The following is a 15,655-nucleotide window of genomic DNA, read 5'->3' as shown; positions in this document are numbered from 1 at the left end:
TCCCTCCTCATAAACTTTCATATACTGTGAAATAATCTTCTCATAGTCCACACATCTGAAAAATATATAGGTGTAAACCAGTAATTCTTCAAATCATCAGCCATAGTCATTGGTTTGATCAAAGAATTTCCAACTTTAAAATACCCAGCAATTCCTAGAAGAGAAAGTTGAATATAGCACATCAAAGCTGGAACTTCTTCAATGTCTTGTCCGGAAACTAATAAATGGTTTTGATAATTATAATTTTCTTTTTCTAGTTGCTTTCGTGCTTCGTGAATAGCAGCAATCAAGTTGGCTCCCGCTCCGCAACATGGATCGTTGATGGTAATATAGCCATCTTTCCTTACTTTCTCAGTTACATCCGTAATGGTGATTTTTGCCATAAGCCGACACATGTCATAAGGAGTAAATATTTGTTTCAACTCATCGTAGCCAAGATTTAAGCTCATATACATCTTTCCTAAAAAATCCTGCTCCGGATTCATTTCTAAAGACATGACCAGATTTGCAAACAACTGTGGAAAAAGTTCCTGTTTTGACTTACTGTAATGGCGAATGATATCCAAGTATCGTTTCTCTCGCTCATCAAATTGAGATTTGTCCACAGAATTTGATATAGAACAAGCCGACATAACAATAAAGTCTTTCCAAATATCCCACGGTCTGTTTTTTTCTGAAACAAGTTGACGAAAGATGTTCATAAATTCTTTCTCATATCTGTCGGGTTTGAAAGTGGGAAGATTTTTCATTTTCGGCTTCGGTGATAAGCTTACTTGAGGTTCCTCTTTATGAACTACAAAGTCGTGCTTCTCTGATATTTTCTTTGGTTTTTCGACCTTGGAAATAGAAGCATTGATCTTCGGTTTCGCTGTGGTTCGCTTCTTTTTCCGATTCCAAAATGCCATAGCTTTTCTCCTTTCGCAAAATAAAGGGCTGTTTCCTCTAGCCTTAGGACATTTACCTTGCTGGCAATATCAGGCACCCTATTTGTCGCTTGTTAGTGGAATGGAACTTCTTCCGGGCCTTCTTCCTCCGCATACTTTTCAGCAAACTCATCCTCTTCGATGGTGACATACATCGTCTTCAGATAAGCCTTAATTCCGGTCTTACCATTCACTTCCCAAGAATACGGTCGAATCGTCAAATCAACATTCCGAATCTCCGCATAGTCCAAAGTGGAAATGGATTCATCATCCAACGGTGTTTTTGTCTTTCTGGTAATCATATACACCTTAGGCGGGATATTCTCGAAGCTGACTGCCACCTGAATATAATGTCTCGGCTCTTCATCCTCGTCTCTCGGAGCCAGCACTCTTACATTCCATCCATCATTGGAGAGTTTCTCCGCCTGTTCCGGATCTTCGATGATGACACAGAAGTTCCGGTTTCCAGCCCGATTGTATTTAGACTCTTCGCCTCGGAAGTTTCGAAAAATAATTCTTGCGTTTTCAATAATGATATTGGGTACATTTTTGTAAGCCATAATATACTTCTCCTCTTCTTTAATTAAATGGTATTTCCTCATCAGCGTCTTCTGGAATGTTCATAAAGTCCTCGAGTTTAGGTTTTGGAATATAAGGATCGTTGGATATGAACCATTCGAAGTCACCGTATTTGGATATGGTTTCCACTGCGTCGTCTACAAGCTTGTCATAATAGGAACGATCAATAGAATCCTCTTTGGAGAGTTCTTTAACCATTTCGGACTCCAACCACCGATAGCCCTTTGATCCGGTAGCTGCATAATATTTCCCATCTTTTTCCCGCATGAGCAAACCGCCGCCGGCTCCAGGCTTAATTGGACAGAACTGACCAACTCGTCCAATGAAAATATAATTGTGAGTCGCCTCATCTTTTTTACAAAGTTCGCTGTATCTTTCTCCTGCTTCTTCGTATGTATATCCATATTTAGCTGCAACATCTTCAAGAGATTTTCCTCCAGCCGGGCTATGCCAAGCCTTATCAATAGCACTTAATTCCCTTTCTTCCTCGGTTGTAAGCTGCGGAAGTTTCTCGTTCATGTCCAAATATAAAGCGCTGCTTACCGACTTGGTTTCACACATATCTTTAAAGACAATTTCTTCGCCACTGAAAAGTTTTTTGAAGACATAGGGAATCTGGAACTGAGTTCCTGTGGCTGTCCATTTTCCGTCTTTATACTTGGCAATATAGACGGCGTCATTCACCAGGCACATCCGGTCGTATGTAGCCTCGTGCTCAAAGGTATAACCATATCGCTTTCCGTAATCCATAACAAACTGGATAATCTCCGGCGTCGCATCGGGAATCTTGATAGAATCCGTCTTAATGTGAGCGACAGTAAAGCCCCGTTCCTGTACCTCATGCTTGAGGTTAATCATGAACAGAGCTCCTCGTTTGGCTACAATATTATCTTTGTTTCTCGGATCACGGAACGGATTCTCGAAGTTAGCAGAAGTCAGACCATATACCGAGTTGATTGCCGTCTTCAAAGCATTCGCTAAATCCTTTGCTGTCATCTCTCCGTCAATGACCTTCTGGATATATGGCGTCAACTTCCCATCCAGCATATGATTGATTTCGTCCCAAGCTTCGTGTTTGATGCTGACTCGTCCTTCCACAATGTCACGGAAGGCTCTCGTAAATTTCACGCCGAACAGAACCTCTGCGATTGCGCTGTGCGGATGCATAGAGGAAATATCCAGCAATGCCACATTTCCATACATACCAGGTTCTGCGTAAACATAGCCGCCTTCTCCAACCTCTTCTCCCCGATATGTCGATTTTCCATTTTCATACTTATATCCAGGAAAATATGGAAGAAGGCTTCCTTCGTCACCATGCGTTTGTGCCATCATTTCGGGACACGCTTCGGCCAGGAAAGATTTGGTTTCTCCATCAAGATAGTGTACCGGCTCTGCGAGATTTCTGTAATTGAACTGATCCTGTGGTTTCCGCTCGTTTCCAAATATAATCTTCTGGGTAAGTGTATTGGTTGTATCGTTCACCGTCATACCAGCCAAATCCGCCAGAATCTGTCGTGCTGTCCAGTCAGCCTTCAGATAATGGAATGCCGCTTCGGTTGCGATTACATCGTTATCACAGTATTCAGCAACTTTGGTCCACAGTTCCTCCGGAACTGGTTGATCCCACGGAAGTCCCAACTCCTGATGGTGGATACCCATCTCGATTTCCAATTTCTTCAGGCTCTTTTTATTTCCAGCAGATGCAAAGTCATACACATCTGTATAAGAAACATTGTAGGCTTCTCCAAAGAAACAATTGGGGCTGCCGCTGATGATTTTTTGCGAGAGGTTATAAAGTTGCTCGTTTGTATAACCCATGAGTCTTGCATACAGAATATGATTATCATATCGCCGGCAGTTAAACCCAACCAACCGGAATCGCATCAGTTCCTCAATCTCCGTTGGAGTCGGGTTAATCATACGCACCACAGGCTTTCCTTCACCCTCGATTTTCCAGTTCACAAGAAACAGATTCGGAAATACCTCGATGTCATAAAATACCAATTTTGCTTCTTCATTTTTCCCCGCTGTGGAAGGGTCTGCCGATTTAAACTGCATCTTATTAACCAGCTTAATACAGTATTCGGCCTGATGCGTACTATTCGCAGCAAATGCCAAAACCGCATTCCGCATGTCTGTCACATCGTAACTCAAATCGCTGGAATATGCGTCCTCCAGTATTTTGTAGATAAAGTCGATACTGGGCTTAGTACCCGGATGAATTTCTTTATTCAGATTTCTCTTGATTAGTGTTCTAAGCCCTTTCTCGCTTTTAATCGCTTCAAAATTTACCATTTTATCTTCTCCTTTCGTCGGTAAACCAGAGCTAATCGTTGCGATGGGCAAATCATTACACTTTGTAAATTTTCTTCGTAATGAGCTTTTACCCGTGAACACTTTCACTTCGATATGGTCGTCATAAATACGACTCAGTTTTTTCACATCTCCCGTATAAATATAATGAAGATGAACCCCCTTTCCGCTTTTACTTAGCTCTGCATAAGTCGCCGGCCACTTGCTTGCTTCCTCCGCATTCCGTTCGAAGGATTTGTTCCCTTCCTTATCCGGAATATCAAAATCAATTACGATGTGGTTTTCCGGGACTTTAACATAGTGGGTTTTAGAAGTATCCAAATCAGACAGCTTCGTTTTTACCTTGTCCCATTTCATAGAAGGCGTTTCTTTGTCCGTTGCATACTGTGCTGGACAATCGGAACACACTTTATCAAAAACGGGCTTGACCGCATCAAATTGTAATAATGACGGTTTTTCCTCCTGTTTTTCCACAATCGTTTCCTCTTCGAATTTTTCAGTCCGGAATCCGATATAATAGCTTCTCACTCTTGAACCGTCTTCCATATTGAATCGCTCTTTGTAGTCATGGAAATAGTTCTTCAGTTCTTCTTTAAAAACTCTCTGAGAAAACGGATAGCCTACTTTTGCTTCATCACAATAGGTCTTATACATTTCCCAGGCAGCCTTTAAGGTTGTACCGTTTTCCCGTTTGAATACATGGTAGGAATCGATAATGAAGTTATAGAAATCATTAGATGCTCCCAGCATTGCAATGGGGATATAGTCGTCATATAGACCAGGATTGTTTAGATAGATTTCCTGACAGTGATATGCAATCGCTCCCAGTTCGAATTCAATCTGTTTCATAATCGCTTTGTATTCTCTCGGATTCAGTTTATTTCCCGAAGGAGATACGTCAATCAGCCGTCGAATCAAACCGGATTTTGCATCTGTAATCTTTACTGGCTTGTTGGTGCCCATGAACAAAAAGCATTTGAATCGGTTGGAGTAAGTCGATTTGAACTTCTCATTTACGGTCATCAGCTCATGGGACACCAAGCTGTTTAACCTGGTATTGTCCTCAATTCTTGATAAATCACCATCATGCTGGATCGCAACAAGCGGATTACTCTTGAACGCCTCCAACGCAAATGAATTGCTGGATGAGCCAAGAGCTTTTGCGTCAAAGACCGAATAATATCCTTCAAAGAGCTGCTGAATGATATTGAGGACTGTGGATTTACCTGTTCCGGCAGCTCCATACAGGACCATAAACTTTTGCAATTTTTTCGATTCTCCACATACAACAGAGCCAACAGCCCATTCAATTTTCTGTCGCTCAGTTTCAGAGTACAGAGTAGACATCAATTTGTCATAAGCAGACAAATCGCCAGCTTCAAGCGGATATTTCAGCTTTTTACTGGCGTAATCTTTTTTATCGGTCTTTGTATTGGAGAATATCAATTTGTCATCCAGCATGTGGAAAGAATCTCGCATTTGCTTCTGACAATATTTATGCCAGGAATCAATCATCCCGGATTCCGCATCCCACATGTGAAGAACTTTAATCTCAGAGTCAAAGCGCTGGCGGCTTTCTTCTGCGTATCTATCCAGTTCACGGTCAATGAGTTGCAAAGCATCTTGTTCATCCGTAGACCATAAACCTCGTTCCTCAATCCAGATAGCGTAGAAGTCACCACCTCGAATCATCAGATCGGAGCTTTTCTTAATAATGAACTTCGGATAGATTTCAATTACACCACGCTTTGTACTACGTGTGGAAATCATCAAAAAGTCGATCATCTCATTTTTTACTCTCCTTTATCGCGCTTCATTTCCTCTATTGTCGATTCCAGTTTCTCAATCCTCTTTTTTTGCTCCACACGATCCAGTTCCAGGAGAACCAGATTAACCGTCATGATAAGAGCAATCGTGCTTAATTTCCGGTTATAGCGGGCCTGTTTATTCAAAGATTTCCGAATGGATCGGATTGCCGACTCCGAATTGCTGAGACTTCCAAAAATATAATTCATAACCTCACACATCTTACTTTTTTCCTCCCTTCATTCCATTCAGAAAGCTGGTAATCGTCTCAAATTTCCAATCTTTCTGGCTATGATAAGTGAATATAAACTCCTGACCATTTTTCTGGCGGATACGGATGCTGTTTCTCCCATTTGGAAACCACATATCAATCCGATCTCCAGAATAATCTGGAAAATAAAGTTCAAACCACTTCATTACTTCGCTGTGGCTCATAGTAGTCTCTCCTTCTAAGTATTTTCGTCTAAGTACCAGCACATCTGATACCAGATTTCAACAGATCTCAAATCGTATCGGCTGTGATTTACGGTAAACAGCCCACCGTCACCATTGCGGCTATACTTTCGATTCAGAAACCTCTGAATAACGTCCTCGACATAATTCTGGTCAAACTTGGAATCGTTCATAGAGCCTAGACCAAGGTTTACAATCATATTCCAAAACCACTGTCCAGTTCGGTTTCCGATGTCCGGATCGTCCATAATATGTTCTTCACACCGAATCGCAAGCGCGATCATCATTTCCAGCACACTGCAAGTCCGATTATCCAAATAGGTGGAAACCATAGAGCTGCTGTATCCGGTTTCATAACCAAACCGATACCTTAAATCCACTCCATCTTCCGCCCGATTTCCATCCATCGGAATACTGTAAGTAAATTCGATTCGATGCAGCTCTCTTAAAAGCTTTTGATACGACAATTTCTTTGAATATCTTCCATCAAATACAAGCTGATACATCCAGTTAAAATATGCATCATTAAGCTCGTTCTTTGTCATTACTCCTCCATTCGATGTGGCATTGTTTTTACAACATCGGAATAGTTTCTCTGGTCAAGCAGGATTTCATAATCACACTTTAACCGGTCACTTCGGACAAATACGGAGTCATCCTCATATTCACCAAAATGGTTCAGGGATTCCTCGCCGACAATTTCATCCACATCGTCTACCTCTTCATCATTTTCATCAGCCAGGACTTCGTCTGCATAGTAAGTGAGGCTGATTTTTTCATACTCTTCAAATTCACCAAATTCCTCCGGTGAAATGACGTAAGGCTTTTCCACAAACGCCTCTCCTTTCTTTTCCTCGACACTTCTGGAATAATCCGTATAACCCTCTTTCCGGATGATAGATGCGTACTTTTTGAAGTCCACATCACCCTCTTCCTTCGGAGTTCTGTCTTCTGCTACTTTAAGTCCGTCCCGAAAGCCTTCTACGAAACTCTTTCCGGCCTTTTCTATACTCTCTCTTGTGGCATAAGCCGCTTTCACAGAATCAATTTCTTCCTGAGCAATCAACTCATATTTCCGTTTCAGCAGTTGCCATGTGCATACAGAGCCCATCCCTGCTCCAGCAATAAAAGCAAGGAAAACCATTCCTTTACTGCTCATCCTCTTCCTCCTCGTTTTTAATTGTCATTACGGTTATTGCCAAACCGCCAAAAAGAAAGGAGACACTCAACAGAATGCCTCCCATAATATGTCTTTTTCTCTTAGTATCCAGAACATAGTCCAGTACCGATATCACATTCTCCAGACCGTCCATATCAATGCTCCCTTCCCGTTGATAGAATTGCAATTCCACCAACAAAGCAGATACCGGACATTGCCGCCAGTGTATAAGACACAAATGCTAAAAGATTACGCATGATGATTCTCCTTTCTTCACTCATACCTTGAAAAATAATGATTCTCAACTTGGAACATCGGAACGCCATACGCACTGTATTCTCCTGCCGTAAAGAATACAACATCGTAATTGCTCCTTGACTCCAGTTCCTCATAGACAAGGTCACAAATATCCGCTCGGACTTCGCACCTGTCCACTCGACCATTCCACATAGATGAAAATTGATTCGGTTGATAAACCACTTCATATACCGTATCGGGAAAATGTTCGGAATCTACCCGATTCAATATAGTATCGATAACAAGGCGTTTTCCTTCTTCACATTCACCTTCGGCTTCTGCCATAGTAACTAGGGCGATTAACTCTACATCTTCTCTCGACATTTTCGGTATAACTTCTTCTGATCCCTCCATTTCCTCAGTGGCAATTGGAATGGATTCCTCTTGCAAAACTGTAATAACCGGTTCTGTCTTTTCGACAACGCTGGCCCTAGGTATTGCTACAACGTCTTCCCCTTCTGAGTGAAATTCGGATACAAAGAACGAAGATGCTATCACGATACCACACAAGATCGGAACCGCTATTACTTTGATTAACTTGCGCATAAATTCCTCCCAAATAAAAACTATCCCCAAGAATCGTAATAACTCCTAGGGATAGTTATAAATTTATCTCTCACATCAAATCCCAGATGTTCCCATCCACATTAAAATCCAAAAGGATTGCCTGGTCGAATCCATTGACATAATCCGAATAACTTAGATTATCAGAATACAGACCGAAATCAATGTAATTATCTCCTTTAGAATTTTCCGGATTATAAACCCAACCAACAATCTGTCCGGCTTTTGTTCTCGGAAGTCCGAGCATCTCATAGACTTCATTCAGAAATACGCGCTTCTTTGCTTTCAACAAGTCGTTTGCATAACGCTCTTGGGCTTTGATGAACATCAAATTATATTCATTGTTGCTTTCCCAATGAGGATTAAGAATGGAATTTCCATCCTCATCCTGCGTGTACTTTTCAAAGAATCTGGCATAACCGCTGATATCCGCCGGACTTACCACAAAACCATTCTTCTTAACTTTCTTCTCTTTTCCAGTCTCTTCATCGATAACCGTTTCATCAAACTTTTTGGCTTTGAGATTATATTTCAGTTCACGGTCAACCTCTTCGCCAAATCGTTCGATCACACGGCTGCGATACTCTTTAAATCCTTTATCAATAGCTGCATAAGCCGCACTTAGAGCTACATTTCTCTTACGAAGAATGTTATTAGATGCCAAAATACTGGTGATTGACAATGCACCGAGTATGACTGAAGGCCCATACAGTTTGGCAAATTTCATACCGATCTGAACATAAACAATCGCCAAATCTTTTTGGGCATCCTCGCTGGAATACCGCTCCTTCACGGATTCGTCTGCTTCACATTTATGAATTGTTTCGACATCTTCTTTTGTCTTGTCCAGAATTTCACCCACTTTTGTCGTTGCTTTACAAGCCATTACCGCACTTGTAACCACGCCGATAACTCCAGCCACAACGAGAATCTCCGGACTATGCTTCTTTAACTGGAAACTGGTTTTACTAAGAAAACCATTCATGCTCTTTACAATCTCTGCTTTTTTCATGATTATTTATTCTCCTCTTCTACTTTTTCTGTTTTCTTTAAATGGTCGATCAGATGCTGCGTGTACCAAAGGATTTTCTCCAAATCCTGGACTCCGTTTTTCTTCTTCCAACGGCAAGCGTATTTGATGATGTTTGCGGTATCGGTAGCCTCAATCCCCTTTAAATCAGAAGTAAAGGCTTCGATTACATCAATAACTTCCATACCCGTTTCGGAAATATAATGATCCGGATGAGATACCATCCTGTCTTTTGACTCATACATCTTGAATCCCTCCTTTACAACGGCGTTGGTTTAGGCAATTTTAAAATATAACCATCCCTTACTCGAACCGCCCTGCATCCAGCAATATCAGTCCATCCGTATTTATTGGCAGCATAATTGTCATTGGACACGTTTGCCAAATCATAAAGATCTGCAACACTAACTACCTCATACTGTGCAATAATTTCGTTCATGGCGTCTAATACCGATTCCGCATCTCCACGAGTTTCGAATAAAAGCTCATCATATTCGTAGCTCGTCCGGCTCTTCGGTGCTGTATAATCTTTCTTTCCGCTGTCGTAATACTTCTGATAGGATACCTTGGATGCTGTAGAGTTCTTTTTTGACTTCCCAGTTTCTCCATAGAGGATCATATCAATACCATTGGTAACTATATCGGAAATTGCCTTTTTTATTGCCGGCACCAGAACATCCATCACAATATAAGATTTTACGTTATTGACATCTTCAGAAATGAATACATCTGCAAACTTCTGCATTTCTGATTTTTTCTTTGATTTTACCGTCCCGGAAATCACTTTCTCTACACGTTTTTCAGGAACAAGATTTTTCTGCTCCTCCTTTGATTTGTGGGAATTCGGCTTATATTCCTCCATTAAGTTGTCTCCTTTCCGCTCACCAAACTGATCTTTCCAGGCAATATAATCTTTGTACCCGGAAGTCGGTTGTTTTTCTTTTTAAACTGATAAGTAAGGTTTGACCTTGCTTTCTTTTCTGAAACTGCCCGTGTAGAAGCAATCCAGCGATTTGCAACACAATTGTCAAATTCCATAACTGGGCCATCATACGAATACATGTTCATAAATTTCACCTCCGGATAAAAGAAAAAAGGGGAAAGCACCTTGTTACAGGTACTCTCCCTCGTGTTGAAACACATTTTTTCGTTTAGGCTTCTTCGGAATCCTCTTTTTCATTCTCAATGATTGGTTCTTCGGGTTCATCCCACTCAGCATCGATAATCTGCTGCTCCTTCTGAGCTTTGATTTTGGCAATCATCGACTTACCAACATACCTGTAGATTACAACACCTGCAAGTACGGCTAAACCGATACCGGCCGCAACCTTAACCCCCTTACCAGAACTCGCTTTAACGATTTCCTCTGTGGCTGTCTCCATAACCTCTTCGTTGTTCATGATTTCATTGGTTTCCATGTTTATTCTCCTTTCAATTTTTGAAAATGTGTGGTTCTTCTTCCATTAAAGCCACTGTTTTTTTCGCGCGTCACATCAGCTCACTGAAATCGTATCTCGGAGCAATACTGTAATCAATCACCAGGCAGGGAGTTCCATCGCCGGCCAATTGAGAACTAAATGATAGATTAATATACCCATTATCAATATTCCATCCCAACTCATCGCCGATTTTGATATTATCCAGACCGACTTCGTAGTAGAAATCATTTAAGGATACATACATCTCATCGCGCATCTGACGATTTAATTCACATTCCGCTTTCTTAATTTTGTCGATATCGCCTTTAAAATATCTGCCAGAAATCGCGTCATAGCAGAGCGTATTTCCCTTTTCTGTAATGATTACCTCTCTTGTTACCACTGGATTTTTCTCGATTTTATCCTTTGCAACGGCATCTTTCACAGTTTCGTGCTTCTTCTCTCCGAACATCTCAACGACTTTTCCCTGATAATCCTTGAGAGCGGATTCCGATAAGGTATATGCCGTTGCAAGTGCTGCATTCCGTTTAGCGTTTACTGAGCTGGCTCCAATTAAACATGCAATGGAGAGGGTTCCCGTAATCGCTGCCGGAATATAACATAACCAAGTTGTTTTTACCACATCCGCGACTTCAAGCTCCTCGGCTCCAATTTCCTCTTTTCTTTCCTCAATGAGAATCAGTGCTTTCGGCGTTGCCCGGACCGCCATGACAGTCGTTGTGATCATACCGGCAATACCAATTCCTGTAAGAATTTCAGGGCTGTGCTTTGCCATGGATGTTCGAACTGACGACAAAACTTTTGATATGTTCGATTTATTCATTATCTCATTCCTCCAAATATCACACTGAATATCGTTTTAACCATGTCAAGAGCCTGATTCTCAGTAAAGCCGGCACGAACAAAGCTGTCCATAATTACTTTGGTTTCCGCTGTTGCTTTATCGTACTGCTTATATTTTTCTAACTTCTCAATTTCCTTTTTCAGAGTATCAATCTCATTTTCTTTATTCCAAATTTCCATCTTTAACGCTGCTTCTTTTGTAACCATTACATCATTCTGACAATAATGCAGAATGTCTTCTGAACCAGCATCAAAGCCCCAAGGATAACGGCCAGATCTACGGGGCACAGGGCCCCTGGATTCCTGCTTAACCAACCAGAATTCCGGACGAACCCCAAAAGAGGACGAAGCGCCGGAGCAGTTCGCATTGCCACCGCTGCTCACATAAGCGAAATAAGCCGAAGAAAACTCCTCTTTTGTAGCATTTCTCAGCCATCCCCACGTAAGCTGATCTTCAAAACAAGCAATTCGATTCTTGCACTCTTTCATCAAAGGCAGCTGTTCATCGCTATCTGGTTCCAGATTCTTGTTATCCCATTCGTCTTCGTGACCAACAATCTGTCCAACAGTTGGAATAGTAAGTCCGTAAATCTTATCACGCAACTCTTCTGGAAACGCCATAAACAGAACTGTATCCATCCACTTCTTCAGATCGGACTTTTCAAACCCGCCTTTTTTTGTAGAGCAGTTATTCATCGGCCGGCAGGTAACATATTCGTCAAATATAAACATGACGCCCTCGTCCGTAACCTTGTGAGCGGTCGCGGTAAACTCTCCAAGCTCTGCCAGCGGAATGACCATCTGATCTCCTACCTGAATGTTTGCTGTTTCGATTTTCTGCTTTCTTAATGCCTTCATAATGTTTCTCCTTTCGAAAATAAAATTTGTGGTTATAAAATAAGACCGAGAAGTGTCTCGGCCGTATTTTCTGCAACTTGAAATATGTGGTTATTTGCTGGATTTTCCGACAGGTAAAGAAAAAGTTCCATTTTCAATATAAACCCTTCTATCACTAAATCGGCTTCTGTCATCGGATGATCCATAATGGCCAGTAGAATCTCGTCAACCGCCCACCGTTCATACGAACGTTCCATAATGGCTGATTTAGGCCAATTTTCTCCCGGTTCAAACAGATGCATATTCGTATAATTCATGATTTTTTGAATAGCCTCATCATTCATCAGCACTTGCTCCAAACTAAAAAGAAAGAGCCCTTGTTAGGACTCCTCTTCGTTTTCATCATCTTTTTTGGCAAGTGCCTCGTTTACCTTTTCTTCAATTTTCTCATCCATTTTCTTTTCGTTTACCCAATCGGTAAGAATACTTACTCCAAATCCGATCACCGTAACTGCAATCCCAATGGCTTTGATAAAATTTTTGTTTTTCATAAAGCATTAGCCTCCTTTTCATAATACGGTCTGTAATTTTTGCGAATCATTCAAATTTGTTGACCGCCATCGTGTCTATAATGATGCACTCCAAGCCATCTTCCAACGTTGATTTGTAATTATCAAAATCCAACCAATAGCAATCCATTTCTTCTACCATATAGCTGATATCCCATCCGAGTTCATCGCCTCCGTCTATGCCTTCGACACCTAAAAATGACAAGTATTCATTTAATGAACAATCGCCTTTAATGGAAAGATTCCGATTTACATGATATTGAGCGTTTAACACCGCTGCCATTGTGGTTCTAAAATACTTCTTTGAGGCAAGATCATAGAAAAGCAACCGTTCACTTTCAGAATCCATGTCCATGTTGTAAACCTGATAACCCCAGTCGTAGGAAGACACCATGGCATCTTTCGCCATTTCCGCATGGATTTTATCATCCGCATCCTCTCCGTAAACTGTCTTGGCTGACTTCCGATATTGCTTATAGGATTCATTGAGCATAACGTATGCACTCATCAAAGAAGCCTGTTTCTTTTGATTTAATGCATTCGCTCCAAAGATACAAGCAATAGTTGAAACTCCCAGCAGTACAGAAGGAATATAAGTCGGCCCCGCTACTCGGACGATTTCTAATTTAGTTAGATTTTCGCCCTTCTCCAGCTCTGCCTCTTTCAACAGTTTTATTGCTTTAGGGGTTGCCTGAACAGCCGTAATGGTTGTTGCAATGACTCCAATAGAAGCTACTACCGTTAAAATTGTCGGAGATGAGCGATATAATTGACGCCCGACTCTTTTCAAGATTTTAACTTTTTGCATAATGTTCTCCTTTCGTTTTATCCTATTCCATGGCATATAACAGATCTTGAATATTTTCTCCAACCATCTTAGCGGTGGTAAATATAGAACTGTTCTGTTGATTCATAGAAGCAAAGTCATCCATTTTTTCTGTAAATGATTGAGCCATCGCTTCTAAATTTTTTATGGACGTTTGGGTCTGGGAAAAAATATGATCAGCTACATAATTTCGAAATTCTCCAATCGCCCACAATGTATTGCTCACCCTAGTGAACTCTTTCTTGTCGAATACCGGATTTGGTAACCATTCGTCCATTTCGTACATATCGCATAGAATCAACGCCAATTCGTCCAAACTCAAATTTCTGACCACCTCCTTAAAATCCCCCTTTCTTGATTGATAAAAAAATAAAAAGAGAACCAGTATCGGACTCGAACCGATTACCTCCACGGAAGTGTGGCGCTCTACCAATGAGCTAACTGTTTCTCCATAATAGGAATTGTAAATTTTGCGAAGTAAAAAGAAAGAGCCATTGCTGGCTCAATCCTCTTAATTTAAACCGATTTTCTTCAGAATTATCATGAGTTCTTCTTTGCTCATATCCGCATCAATACTTACATGTACGTGCGCTTTCTCGTCTGAAATCGAAGCATTCAACTCGTTTAACTGGATATCCACGTTATATCCCAGTTTTTTATGTAATACCCCTTTTGCTAATTTCGAAAGCAACATCCGTGTAAATTTTGAGCTGATTTTCATTTCATCCATCACCCTTAAACCCCTTTCGCTTTTAATCAGTTTTCCATAAAAGGAGCTGTGATTTTTGCGAAGTAAAAAGAAAGAGCCCTTGCTAGGACTCCTCTTCAACAAACGTACAAAAATCATTTATGGATTTCTTCAATTCTTTCTTTTCCTTCCATGTGTAATATACCTCTGCTCCGATACATCCAACAATAGTTAGAGCTGCACCTATTCCTACGCCAATCAAAGTATCTCTACATCCTTTGGTGTAGCAAGCATTTGCAAACCAACTTAATGCTTGAATGTCCTCATCAGGTATGTTATTCGTTTTCTGGATTTCCATAGTGATCTCCTTTCATAAATAAATCTTTGTTTTCATAAAGGAAGATGTAAATTTTGCGAACTAAATATCCCGTCTGTCAAAAACAGTCTCCCATCGTTCCCTCTTAATCGGCTTCATTTTCAAAGCCCACATAATCTGGCGAATCGTTACAGTAGGATAAAGCCCGTCCGTAGCCATCCCTGAACGCATATCAAAATATTTCTTAAAAAGTGGGTGTAAATATAAATCATCTGTAATCCATGGGTCTACTTCTCCCCACCAGGTACTCTTCGTTTTCCCATCAAATCGCTGCTGGATAACTGCCAGTCCCTTTTCTCCGATTTGAAACAATGTGCAGCAATGATAGACCGGATGATTACAAAAATATACTTTCCCGTACATCGATAAATAGATGTTCGGCTTTTCATAATGGTATCGCATCATTTATTCTCCAAAAAGAAAAAGCCTATGCCGAAGCATAGACCTTCTCTCAATAATATTTTTAGTCATCAAATAGCTTACATGACGTTTTGCAATACGGATATGGTCCTCCGCAGGCTCTGCATCCGGCTGGCGGAATATCTCCTTGTTCCATATCGAGCATTTCTTCCGTCCATTCTACTTCTTCATCGGACTCATACTCGTAATCCTCTTCGTCCACCTTTAATCCACACGATGGACAGATATAAACTCCGCATCCAGTCTTCGGATCTTCTGTTTGCCTCATGACGGCTCCACACCGATTACAAATCGCATATCCGTTATTCAGGTACTCAATCAATTCAATACCTTCGGGTTTGATAATTTTGTGGCTCATAAATATTATCTCCTTTCGTTTTTCGAAAGAACCGCTATTATTGTACGGTTTCTTCCGGTGTACGGTCAAGAGACAAAGAGCTCTTTGTAGCATCTCCTTTCCATAATAGCGTCTGTAAAAATCACGCAAAAACGAAGAGGACATGTATAAATCACGCCCTCCTCATTTCTGA

At 41.0% G+C, this 15,655-nt stretch carries 24 protein-coding genes and 1 tRNA gene; all 25 read right to left on the bottom strand.

The features are described 5' to 3' along the window. Positions 1-17: 17 nt before the first annotated feature. Positions 18-905: an N-6 DNA methylase gene (locus DXA36_RS01715; RefSeq protein WP_054346234.1), complete on the bottom strand. Its 888-nt coding sequence runs from the start codon at positions 903-905 to the stop codon at positions 18-20. 92 nt (positions 906-997) lie between these two features. Then, entirely contained in the window at positions 998-1,483 is a 486-nt protein-coding gene (locus tag DXA36_RS01710; RefSeq protein WP_006781030.1) for a hypothetical protein, read from the bottom strand. Positions 1,484-1,502: 19 nt separating this feature from the next. Continuing rightward, positions 1,503-5,603: a DUF5906 domain-containing protein gene (locus tag DXA36_RS01705; RefSeq protein ID WP_118020347.1), complete on the bottom strand. Its 4,101-nt coding sequence runs from the start codon at positions 5,601-5,603 to the stop codon at positions 1,503-1,505. A gap of 8 nt (positions 5,604-5,611) precedes the next feature. Continuing rightward, the gene (locus tag DXA36_RS01700) at positions 5,612-5,845 is read right to left on the bottom strand and encodes a hypothetical protein (protein WP_054346233.1); all 234 of its coding nucleotides are present in this window, start codon (positions 5,843-5,845) and stop codon (positions 5,612-5,614) included. A gap of 1 nt (position 5,846) precedes the next feature. Beyond that, positions 5,847-6,059, bottom strand: a complete 213-nt coding sequence (locus DXA36_RS01695) for a hypothetical protein (protein WP_054346232.1) — start codon at positions 6,057-6,059, stop codon at positions 5,847-5,849. A gap of 14 nt (positions 6,060-6,073) precedes the next feature. Then, positions 6,074-6,622: a hypothetical protein gene (locus DXA36_RS01690; RefSeq protein WP_054346231.1), complete on the bottom strand. Its 549-nt coding sequence runs from the start codon at positions 6,620-6,622 to the stop codon at positions 6,074-6,076. Next, a complete protein-coding gene (locus DXA36_RS01685) occupies positions 6,622-7,236 on the bottom strand; it encodes a hypothetical protein (RefSeq protein ID WP_054346230.1) in 615 nt (204 codons plus the stop codon). Before DXA36_RS01685 ends, DXA36_RS01690 begins: the two co-directional genes overlap by 1 nt. Further along, a complete protein-coding gene (locus DXA36_RS01680; protein ID WP_007868827.1) occupies positions 7,226-7,390 on the bottom strand; it encodes a hypothetical protein in 165 nt (54 codons plus the stop codon). Before DXA36_RS01680 ends, DXA36_RS01685 begins: the two co-directional genes overlap by 11 nt. Before the next feature lie 119 nt (positions 7,391-7,509). After that, positions 7,510-8,079 carry a cell wall hydrolase gene (locus tag DXA36_RS01675; protein WP_054346229.1) on the bottom strand — a complete coding sequence of 190 codons (570 nt, stop codon included), beginning with the start codon at positions 8,077-8,079 and terminating at the stop codon, positions 7,510-7,512. A gap of 70 nt (positions 8,080-8,149) precedes the next feature. Then, positions 8,150-9,109, bottom strand: a complete 960-nt coding sequence (locus DXA36_RS01670; RefSeq protein ID WP_054346228.1) for a DUF6353 family protein — start codon at positions 9,107-9,109, stop codon at positions 8,150-8,152. Positions 9,110-9,111: 2 nt separating this feature from the next. Then, on the bottom strand, positions 9,112-9,372 hold the full coding sequence (locus DXA36_RS01665) for a DUF3310 domain-containing protein (protein ID WP_054346227.1): 261 nt from the start codon (positions 9,370-9,372) through the stop codon (positions 9,112-9,114). Between the two features lie 14 nt (positions 9,373-9,386). Then, on the bottom strand, positions 9,387-9,989 hold the full coding sequence (locus tag DXA36_RS01660; RefSeq protein ID WP_054346226.1) for a hypothetical protein: 603 nt from the start codon (positions 9,987-9,989) through the stop codon (positions 9,387-9,389). Further along, a complete protein-coding gene (locus DXA36_RS01655) occupies positions 9,989-10,195 on the bottom strand; it encodes a hypothetical protein (protein WP_007868844.1) in 207 nt (68 codons plus the stop codon). Before DXA36_RS01655 ends, DXA36_RS01660 begins: the two co-directional genes overlap by 1 nt. Positions 10,196-10,278: 83 nt before the next feature. After that, positions 10,279-10,545, bottom strand: a complete 267-nt coding sequence (locus tag DXA36_RS01650) for a hypothetical protein (RefSeq protein WP_054346225.1) — start codon at positions 10,543-10,545, stop codon at positions 10,279-10,281. Between the two features lie 70 nt (positions 10,546-10,615). Then, positions 10,616-11,389 carry a DUF6353 family protein gene (locus DXA36_RS01645; RefSeq protein WP_054346224.1) on the bottom strand — a complete coding sequence of 258 codons (774 nt, stop codon included), beginning with the start codon at positions 11,387-11,389 and terminating at the stop codon, positions 10,616-10,618. Next, complete coding sequence (locus DXA36_RS01640) at positions 11,389-12,267, bottom strand: DUF6273 domain-containing protein (protein ID WP_118675911.1); 879 nt, start codon at positions 12,265-12,267, stop codon at positions 11,389-11,391. Before DXA36_RS01640 ends, DXA36_RS01645 begins: the two co-directional genes overlap by 1 nt. Positions 12,268-12,299: 32 nt before the next feature. After that, complete coding sequence (locus tag DXA36_RS01635; protein ID WP_007868850.1) at positions 12,300-12,590, bottom strand: hypothetical protein; 291 nt, start codon at positions 12,588-12,590, stop codon at positions 12,300-12,302. A 36-nt stretch (positions 12,591-12,626) separates the two neighbouring features. Continuing rightward, positions 12,627-12,797 carry a hypothetical protein gene (locus DXA36_RS32825; RefSeq protein ID WP_006781047.1) on the bottom strand — a complete coding sequence of 57 codons (171 nt, stop codon included), beginning with the start codon at positions 12,795-12,797 and terminating at the stop codon, positions 12,627-12,629. A gap of 46 nt (positions 12,798-12,843) precedes the next feature. Beyond that, entirely contained in the window at positions 12,844-13,623 is a 780-nt protein-coding gene (locus DXA36_RS01630; protein ID WP_054346222.1) for a DUF6353 family protein, read from the bottom strand. Positions 13,624-13,645: 22 nt separating this feature from the next. Continuing rightward, positions 13,646-13,963 carry a hypothetical protein gene (locus tag DXA36_RS01625; protein ID WP_054346221.1) on the bottom strand — a complete coding sequence of 106 codons (318 nt, stop codon included), beginning with the start codon at positions 13,961-13,963 and terminating at the stop codon, positions 13,646-13,648. 55 nt (positions 13,964-14,018) lie between these two features. Further along, positions 14,019-14,089, bottom strand: a tRNA-OTHER gene (locus DXA36_RS01620). Between the two features lie 63 nt (positions 14,090-14,152). Then, positions 14,153-14,371: a hypothetical protein gene (locus tag DXA36_RS01615; protein WP_054346220.1), complete on the bottom strand. Its 219-nt coding sequence runs from the start codon at positions 14,369-14,371 to the stop codon at positions 14,153-14,155. An 82-nt stretch (positions 14,372-14,453) separates the two neighbouring features. Further along, positions 14,454-14,687: a hypothetical protein gene (locus DXA36_RS01610; protein ID WP_054346219.1), complete on the bottom strand. Its 234-nt coding sequence runs from the start codon at positions 14,685-14,687 to the stop codon at positions 14,454-14,456. Positions 14,688-14,747: 60 nt separating this feature from the next. Further along, entirely contained in the window at positions 14,748-15,110 is a 363-nt protein-coding gene (locus DXA36_RS01605) for a hypothetical protein (protein WP_330424961.1), read from the bottom strand. 58 nt (positions 15,111-15,168) lie between these two features. Beyond that, positions 15,169-15,483 carry a hypothetical protein gene (locus DXA36_RS01600; protein ID WP_006781052.1) on the bottom strand — a complete coding sequence of 105 codons (315 nt, stop codon included), beginning with the start codon at positions 15,481-15,483 and terminating at the stop codon, positions 15,169-15,171. Between the last annotated feature and the right edge of the window lie 172 nt (positions 15,484-15,655).

The sequence above is a fragment of the Eisenbergiella sp. OF01-20 genome, assembly GCF_003478085.1.
Taxonomy (GTDB): Bacteria; Bacillota; Clostridia; order Lachnospirales; family Lachnospiraceae; genus Eisenbergiella.
Note: the sequence above shows the minus strand (reverse complement) of the source record. Positions and strands in the feature narration are given on the sequence as shown.

What these genes read in the sequence shown, in the direction of transcription:
- DXA36_RS01715 (WP_054346234.1), bottom strand. Translation starts at nt 905, where the DNA reads ATGGCATTTTGGAATCGGAAAAAGAAGCGAACCACAGCGAAACCGAAG.
- DXA36_RS01710 (WP_006781030.1), bottom strand. Translation starts at nt 1,483, where the DNA reads ATGGCTTACAAAAATGTACCCAATATCATTATTGAAAACGCAAGAATT.
- DXA36_RS01705 (WP_118020347.1), bottom strand. Translation starts at nt 5,603, where the DNA reads ATGATCGACTTTTTGATGATTTCCACACGTAGTACAAAGCGTGGTGTA.
- DXA36_RS01700 (WP_054346233.1), bottom strand. Translation starts at nt 5,845, where the DNA reads ATGTGTGAGGTTATGAATTATATTTTTGGAAGTCTCAGCAATTCGGAG.
- DXA36_RS01695 (WP_054346232.1), bottom strand. Translation starts at nt 6,059, where the DNA reads ATGAGCCACAGCGAAGTAATGAAGTGGTTTGAACTTTATTTTCCAGAT.
- DXA36_RS01690 (WP_054346231.1), bottom strand. Translation starts at nt 6,622, where the DNA reads ATGACAAAGAACGAGCTTAATGATGCATATTTTAACTGGATGTATCAG.
- DXA36_RS01685 (WP_054346230.1), bottom strand. Translation starts at nt 7,236, where the DNA reads ATGAGCAGTAAAGGAATGGTTTTCCTTGCTTTTATTGCTGGAGCAGGG.
- DXA36_RS01680 (WP_007868827.1), bottom strand. Translation starts at nt 7,390, where the DNA reads ATGGACGGTCTGGAGAATGTGATATCGGTACTGGACTATGTTCTGGAT.
- DXA36_RS01675 (WP_054346229.1), bottom strand. Translation starts at nt 8,079, where the DNA reads ATGCGCAAGTTAATCAAAGTAATAGCGGTTCCGATCTTGTGTGGTATC.
- DXA36_RS01670 (WP_054346228.1), bottom strand. Translation starts at nt 9,109, where the DNA reads ATGAAAAAAGCAGAGATTGTAAAGAGCATGAATGGTTTTCTTAGTAAA.
- DXA36_RS01665 (WP_054346227.1), bottom strand. Translation starts at nt 9,372, where the DNA reads ATGTATGAGTCAAAAGACAGGATGGTATCTCATCCGGATCATTATATT.
- DXA36_RS01660 (WP_054346226.1), bottom strand. Translation starts at nt 9,989, where the DNA reads ATGGAGGAATATAAGCCGAATTCCCACAAATCAAAGGAGGAGCAGAAA.
- DXA36_RS01655 (WP_007868844.1), bottom strand. Translation starts at nt 10,195, where the DNA reads ATGAACATGTATTCGTATGATGGCCCAGTTATGGAATTTGACAATTGT.
- DXA36_RS01650 (WP_054346225.1), bottom strand. Translation starts at nt 10,545, where the DNA reads ATGGAAACCAATGAAATCATGAACAACGAAGAGGTTATGGAGACAGCC.
- DXA36_RS01645 (WP_054346224.1), bottom strand. Translation starts at nt 11,389, where the DNA reads ATGAATAAATCGAACATATCAAAAGTTTTGTCGTCAGTTCGAACATCC.
- DXA36_RS01640 (WP_118675911.1), bottom strand. Translation starts at nt 12,267, where the DNA reads ATGAAGGCATTAAGAAAGCAGAAAATCGAAACAGCAAACATTCAGGTA.
- DXA36_RS01635 (WP_007868850.1), bottom strand. Translation starts at nt 12,590, where the DNA reads ATGAATGATGAGGCTATTCAAAAAATCATGAATTATACGAATATGCAT.
- DXA36_RS32825 (WP_006781047.1), bottom strand. Translation starts at nt 12,797, where the DNA reads ATGAAAAACAAAAATTTTATCAAAGCCATTGGGATTGCAGTTACGGTG.
- DXA36_RS01630 (WP_054346222.1), bottom strand. Translation starts at nt 13,623, where the DNA reads ATGCAAAAAGTTAAAATCTTGAAAAGAGTCGGGCGTCAATTATATCGC.
- DXA36_RS01615 (WP_054346220.1), bottom strand. Translation starts at nt 14,371, where the DNA reads ATGGATGAAATGAAAATCAGCTCAAAATTTACACGGATGTTGCTTTCG.
- DXA36_RS01610 (WP_054346219.1), bottom strand. Translation starts at nt 14,687, where the DNA reads ATGGAAATCCAGAAAACGAATAACATACCTGATGAGGACATTCAAGCA.
- DXA36_RS01605 (WP_330424961.1), bottom strand. Translation starts at nt 15,110, where the DNA reads ATGATGCGATACCATTATGAAAAGCCGAACATCTATTTATCGATGTAC.
- DXA36_RS01600 (WP_006781052.1), bottom strand. Translation starts at nt 15,483, where the DNA reads ATGAGCCACAAAATTATCAAACCCGAAGGTATTGAATTGATTGAGTAC.